6 protein-coding genes are annotated in these 4,793 nt (G+C 62.7%); 3 read left to right on the top strand and 3 right to left on the bottom strand.

The window, feature by feature from the left end; translation table 11 throughout:
- On the bottom strand, positions 1 to 573 hold a 573-nt coding region (locus VEK15_30500), incomplete at its 3' end, for a hypothetical protein (GenBank protein ID HXV65065.1).
- Between VEK15_30500 and VEK15_30495 the strand changes: the two genes are divergently transcribed.
- The gene (locus tag VEK15_30495; protein HXV65064.1) at positions 545 to 1,837 is read left to right on the top strand and encodes an amidohydrolase family protein; all 1,293 of its coding nucleotides are present in this window, start codon (positions 545 to 547) and stop codon (positions 1,835 to 1,837) included. The genes VEK15_30500 and VEK15_30495 overlap by 29 nt on opposite strands.
- A gap of 17 nt (positions 1,838 to 1,854) precedes the next feature.
- On the opposite strand, the gene VEK15_30490 is transcribed toward VEK15_30495, so the two are convergent.
- Positions 1,855 to 2,685: a protein phosphatase 2C domain-containing protein gene (locus tag VEK15_30490; GenBank protein ID HXV65063.1), complete on the bottom strand. Its 831-nt coding sequence runs from the start codon at positions 2,683 to 2,685 to the stop codon at positions 1,855 to 1,857.
- Positions 2,676 to 3,398, bottom strand: coding sequence for a protein kinase (locus tag VEK15_30485; protein ID HXV65062.1), 723 nt, complete (start codon positions 3,396 to 3,398; stop codon positions 2,676 to 2,678). The genes VEK15_30490 and VEK15_30485 overlap by 10 nt, the downstream gene beginning before the upstream one ends.
- An 81-nt stretch (positions 3,399 to 3,479) precedes the next feature.
- Here VEK15_30485 and VEK15_30480 point away from each other — a divergent pair, with 81 nt between their 5' ends.
- Together VEK15_30480 and VEK15_30475 are read left to right on the top strand one after the other, a co-directional pair.
- Positions 3,480 to 4,280 (top strand): SDR family oxidoreductase, encoded by an 801-nt coding sequence (locus tag VEK15_30480; GenBank protein ID HXV65061.1) that lies wholly within the window; start codon positions 3,480 to 3,482, stop codon positions 4,278 to 4,280.
- Positions 4,281 to 4,331: 51 nt separating this feature from the next.
- On the top strand, positions 4,332 to 4,793 hold a 462-nt coding region (locus tag VEK15_30475; GenBank protein HXV65060.1), incomplete at its 3' end, for a TetR family transcriptional regulator.

The raw sequence follows: 4,793 nt of genomic DNA, 5'->3' as shown, positions 1-4,793 counted from the left end.
GGGTCCGAGACCGAGTTGTAGGGAGAGGGCCTCGCCCCAACTGGAGAAAACGTCATAGTGCGTTCCGAGGCCGTAGGTTTTAGTGATCCACCAGAGAATTACCGCGGGAACGCGCGACAACCATCCCAGGAAAACCATGCTCAGACAAAGAAGAGCGTAGGGCCGCTCTTCACTCACCAGACGGAAGCCATAGTAGATACCGGTTGCGACCGCGACCCAGGTAATCCCTATCCAGAATGTGACGGGGTTCGGGACTCCGGACCGCTCGGCGAAGAATCGGACGATGGTCACGAGAAGGGAGATGAGGGCCGGCCACCCGGCGAGCCTCAGGGCATGAAGAGCCATTGCCACCTCCTCGGAAGGTTCGAGGCCGAATGCGATGGAGGCTACATCCTCTCTTCCGTTGAAGGCAAGCGGGTCGAGGCTCCGCTCACACTCGTGAGATGGTTGGCCGTCTCGAAGTCGATCGGCGACGCGTTTCAAGAAGGTTTCGACGTCCGCGCTGCCATTGCTGGCACCGGACTTGTGATACTGTGCCGCGCCGATGACGTTGCGGTCTCCGCGAGCGCTCACGTTGGGATGGCTCCTCTGCGCGAGCAATCCGCTACTGGCTGAGACCGTCGTCCTTCGCTGCCACGCGGTCATCGACGGGGTTGGCAACGAAGCCCGGCAAGATAGCACGATTCGGATCGAGGACGATCGTATCGTGTCCATCGGCGCATCCCTCGATGGGATCGATGGGGACAGGGTCATCGATCTTTCCGCCCACACCTGCCTTCCCGGCCTCATCGATGCCCACGCCCATCTCTTGATTGCGACCGACGACTATCAGGTCGATCATCTGCGACGCTCGTCCGCTTACAAGGCGCTCCGCGGTCTCAAGGTAGCGCGGGATCTCCTCCGGTCGGGATGGACGACGTTGCGCGTGCTCGGCGACGCCGACGTCTTCTACGCGCATCTCGACGTACGGACCGCGATTGAAGAAGGGCTCTTCGACGGGCCCCGCCTGACGGGCGCCGGGCATTACCTCTCGATCACCGGCGGGGGAGGCGACATCAATTTCCTCGGGCCCGAGCATCACGTCGTGGCCGACGGCCTCGTTGTCGACGGGGTCGAGGCGATTCGTCACGCCGTTCGGGAAGAATTGAAGTTTGGAAGCGACTGGATCAAAGTGCTCGCGAGCGGCGCCATGATGTCGGCGGGCGACAACCCCGAGCGCGCTCACTTCAGCCCCGAAGAGCTGCGGGCGATGGTCGAAGAAGCGACGCGACTGGGCGTCCCGGTCGCCGCGCACGCTCACTCCGCCGAAGGCATCAAGGCGGCGGTTCGAGCCGGGGTGCGATCGATCGAGCACGGAACCTTCATCGACGACGAGGGTTTGAGCCTCATGGCCGAGCGCGGCGTCTATCTGGTGCCGACGCTCTACCTCGGCGATTACTACCTCGAAGAACAACCTGAGAGCGAAGCCCAGGCGAAGATGAACGCTCTCACCCGAAAGTACCGAGGCGCACACATGGAAGCCGTGGGGAAGGCCATCCGAGGTGGCGTGCACGTCGCCGTCGGCACGGACTACGTCGGCTTCCCCGTCGCCCAGGGAGTGCGAGAGCTCGCGCTCCTCGTGGAAGCGGGGATGACGCCCATGCAGGCGATCCAGGCAGCGACGCGCGTCAACGCCGAGCTCCTCGGTTGGCAGGACCGGATCGGAACCCTCGAAGCGGGAAAGCTCGCCGACATCATCGCCGTTCCGGGTGATCCACTCCGCAATCTCGCCGTTTTCGAAAACGTCTCCTTCGTCATGCTCGGCGGGAAGGTGATTCGGTCCGTCGAAGCTCACTGATTTCCGCGAAGCGCGCGTCACTTCGCCAGACGAAAGATCAGAAACGTCACATCGTCCGGCTTCGAGGGGCTATCGCCGTCGGACTCCGCCATCCGTTCGTGAACGCTCTGGTACAACCGGCGGGTGACGGTCTCGAGAGCGCCTCGGCGGACCCGTTCGACGATCTCATCGGTGTGAAGGTTGTCGGACAGCCCGTCGCTCGCGAGCAGAAGGGTGTCGCGGGGGTCGAGCTTCAGCGGGATCCCCACATCGATGCGCATGTCGCTGCTTCCGATGACGTTGCTGATCACGTGCCGCTCCTCGTGGTGCATCGCCGCGTGCTCGTCGAGCAGACCCGACTCGACCCCGTACCCCACGGGCGAGTGGGAGATCGTCTGCAGCTTGATCCGGCCTCGATTGCCGGTCACGAGGATGAAGGAATCACCGACGTGGTAGGGACGAACCGAACGCCCATCGATCTCGGCGACGGAGAGAGTCGTCGCCGCTCCGACACCGAGGGCGAGCACCCGCTCGTTGGCGCGCTCGAAGCCGTCGAGAATTGCCGCCCGGATCTCCTGCTCGCCGCGAATCCCTTCCGTCACGGCGCCGACTAGCGAATGCACCGCCGTCGCCGAGGCGTGCTGGCCCGCGCGCGCGCCGCCGAGACCGTCGGCAACCGCAAGCACCGCCGAATCGTTCCCGGTAACGAGGACGGCGGCAGCATCCTCGTTCGACGTTGCCCTCGCGGGGTTCTTTCGCGAGTGCACCGAAACCCGACCGCTCCCGATCGCGAAGAAGGCTTCCTTCAGGTGCTCCTGCTCGACGTATACGCGCGCCTCGCCGATCTCGAGCCTCGGCGCTAGGCCCATCTCATCGTTTCCAGATGCTGTCTCAAGTGGGTCACGGTGGGAAACCGCTTGAGAACGAGAGAGCGTTTCAGCCCGCAACAGATGTCCTTGACCTCCTGGGGATGTTTCGCGTAGAAGCGCGCTCCGCCGAGAGCGTCGTAGAAGATGCGCACGAGATCGCAGATGTCGTCCTGGAGGCCCTCACGCTTCGGAGACTCCTCCCAGTGGAAGAAGTCCAGGATCTTGAGATCGAAGCGCAGGCCGTAATGCTCGACGATTACGTTCTCCGAGTGGAGATCGCCGTGGTACTCGCGAAGCCGGTGGATGCACTCGACACCCTTGACGAGGGCATAAAGGAGGTGAAGGGCGGGAAAGGGTTGGAGTCGGCCGCCCGGCTGCCGCTCGAGAAACTCGCTCAGAAGCTCGCCCTCTACGTACTCGGAAACCAGCACGGTCATTGGCGTCCGGCGCACGATGACGGTCTCTTCGGTGTGGTACTGGATCACGATGGGACAGTCCCTCAGCTTGTGCAGCTTTCGCGCATATCGCTTGGCGGTCTTGTTTCGGGGGTTGCGCTTGGGGAAGAAGAGCTTCGCCGCCCGTTCGATGCCCGTCGTCTTCTCGCGTATCCTGTAAACCTCGCCTTCCCATCCGCCACCGAGGAGCGAGACGATCTCGTACTTGCGCGCGAGCGTACGCCCGGGGACGAGGTCGAAGGAATCGATCGATTTCATGAAGACGAGCTCCTATTCTAAGCCGAACGTCGCCCGATTCGCTCACGACGAGGGCGAAGACGGCGATACAATCACCCGGCCATGACGCGTCTCGGACAAAGTCGTGTCGTCGTCACCGGGGCCGCGAGCGGGCTCGGAAGGTGCATGGCGCTCGAGATCTCCCGACGCGGCGGAGCGCTCTACCTGTTGGACCTCGACGGCGAGAGGCTCGCACGCGTTTCGAAGGAGATCGCTTCCGCGGGCGGCGCCGTCGAAGCGTTCGTGTGCGATGTATCGGATCGCCGGGCTGTTTATGGCGTAGCGAGTCGACTGGGGGAGCCGGTGGACGTGCTCATCAATAACGCCGGCGTCGTCAGCGGCTCGAGCTTCCTCGAAATCCCCGACGAGGAGATCGAGCGCAGCCTGAAGGTGAACACGCTGTCCTTGTTCTGGACCACGAAGGCGTTTCTTCCGGGGATGCTCGAGCGCAACCGCGGTCACCTCGTCACGATTGCCTCCGCCGCCGGACTCATCGGAGTCGCCCGTCTCTCCGACTATTGCGCGAGCAAGTGGGCCGCGGTGGGACTCGACGAATCCCTCCGGGTCGAGCTCAAGAAACGTGGCGCCAACATCAAGACGACCGTGGTGTGCCCCTATTTCGTCGATACCGGAATGTTCGAGGGCGTCGCGTCACGGTTCCCGTTTCTGCTGCCCATCCTCTCGGAAACGAGACTTACCGAGATGATCCTGCGCGCCATCGAGGCCGACCGCCCTCGCCTTTTCACGCCGCCCCTCGTTCACAGCATCGCCTGGCTGCGAGTGCTTCCGGTTCGCTGGTTCGACGCCGTCTCCAACTTCATGGGCATCAACGACGCGATGAACCACTTCGTGGGAAGAAAGTAAGTAAGAAGGATACCGATTGCTTCGAATGACCGGATAGGTTAAAATTTGACCGTGCGGTCAAACACTCAGCCGGTCGGCCAGAAACGACCCAGCTTCATCGAAGAGGCGCGACGGCGCCAGATCGTCGAGACCGCCATCCAAATCATTGCCAGTCAAGGGTTTTTGCAGGCATCGCTCGCGGAGATTGCCAAAATGGCTGGCATCAGCAAGGGAGTCATCTCCTACCACTTCGGTGGGAAGGAGGAGCTCGTCGAGGAGATCCTTCAAAGCCTCCTGCGCAAGCCCGCCGAGTACATCAAGCAGCGGGTCGGCGAGTGCGAGAACGCGCTCGACAAGCTGACGGCCTACATCGAGGCCAATTTCGAGTTCATGGAAGCCAACCGCGACAACTATGTGGCGCTCGTGGATCTCTGGGGCCGACGCGGCAGCACGGGAGATCACAACCACTTCAACGCCGAGGTCTACGAGCCCTCCCGCCGCTACCTCTCACACATATTAGAAGAGGGCATGGCC

The organism is Vicinamibacteria bacterium (assembly GCA_035620555.1).
Lineage (GTDB): Bacteria > Acidobacteriota > Vicinamibacteria > Marinacidobacterales > SMYC01 > DASPGQ01.
Note: the sequence above shows the minus strand (reverse complement) of the source record. Positions and strands in the feature narration are given on the sequence as shown.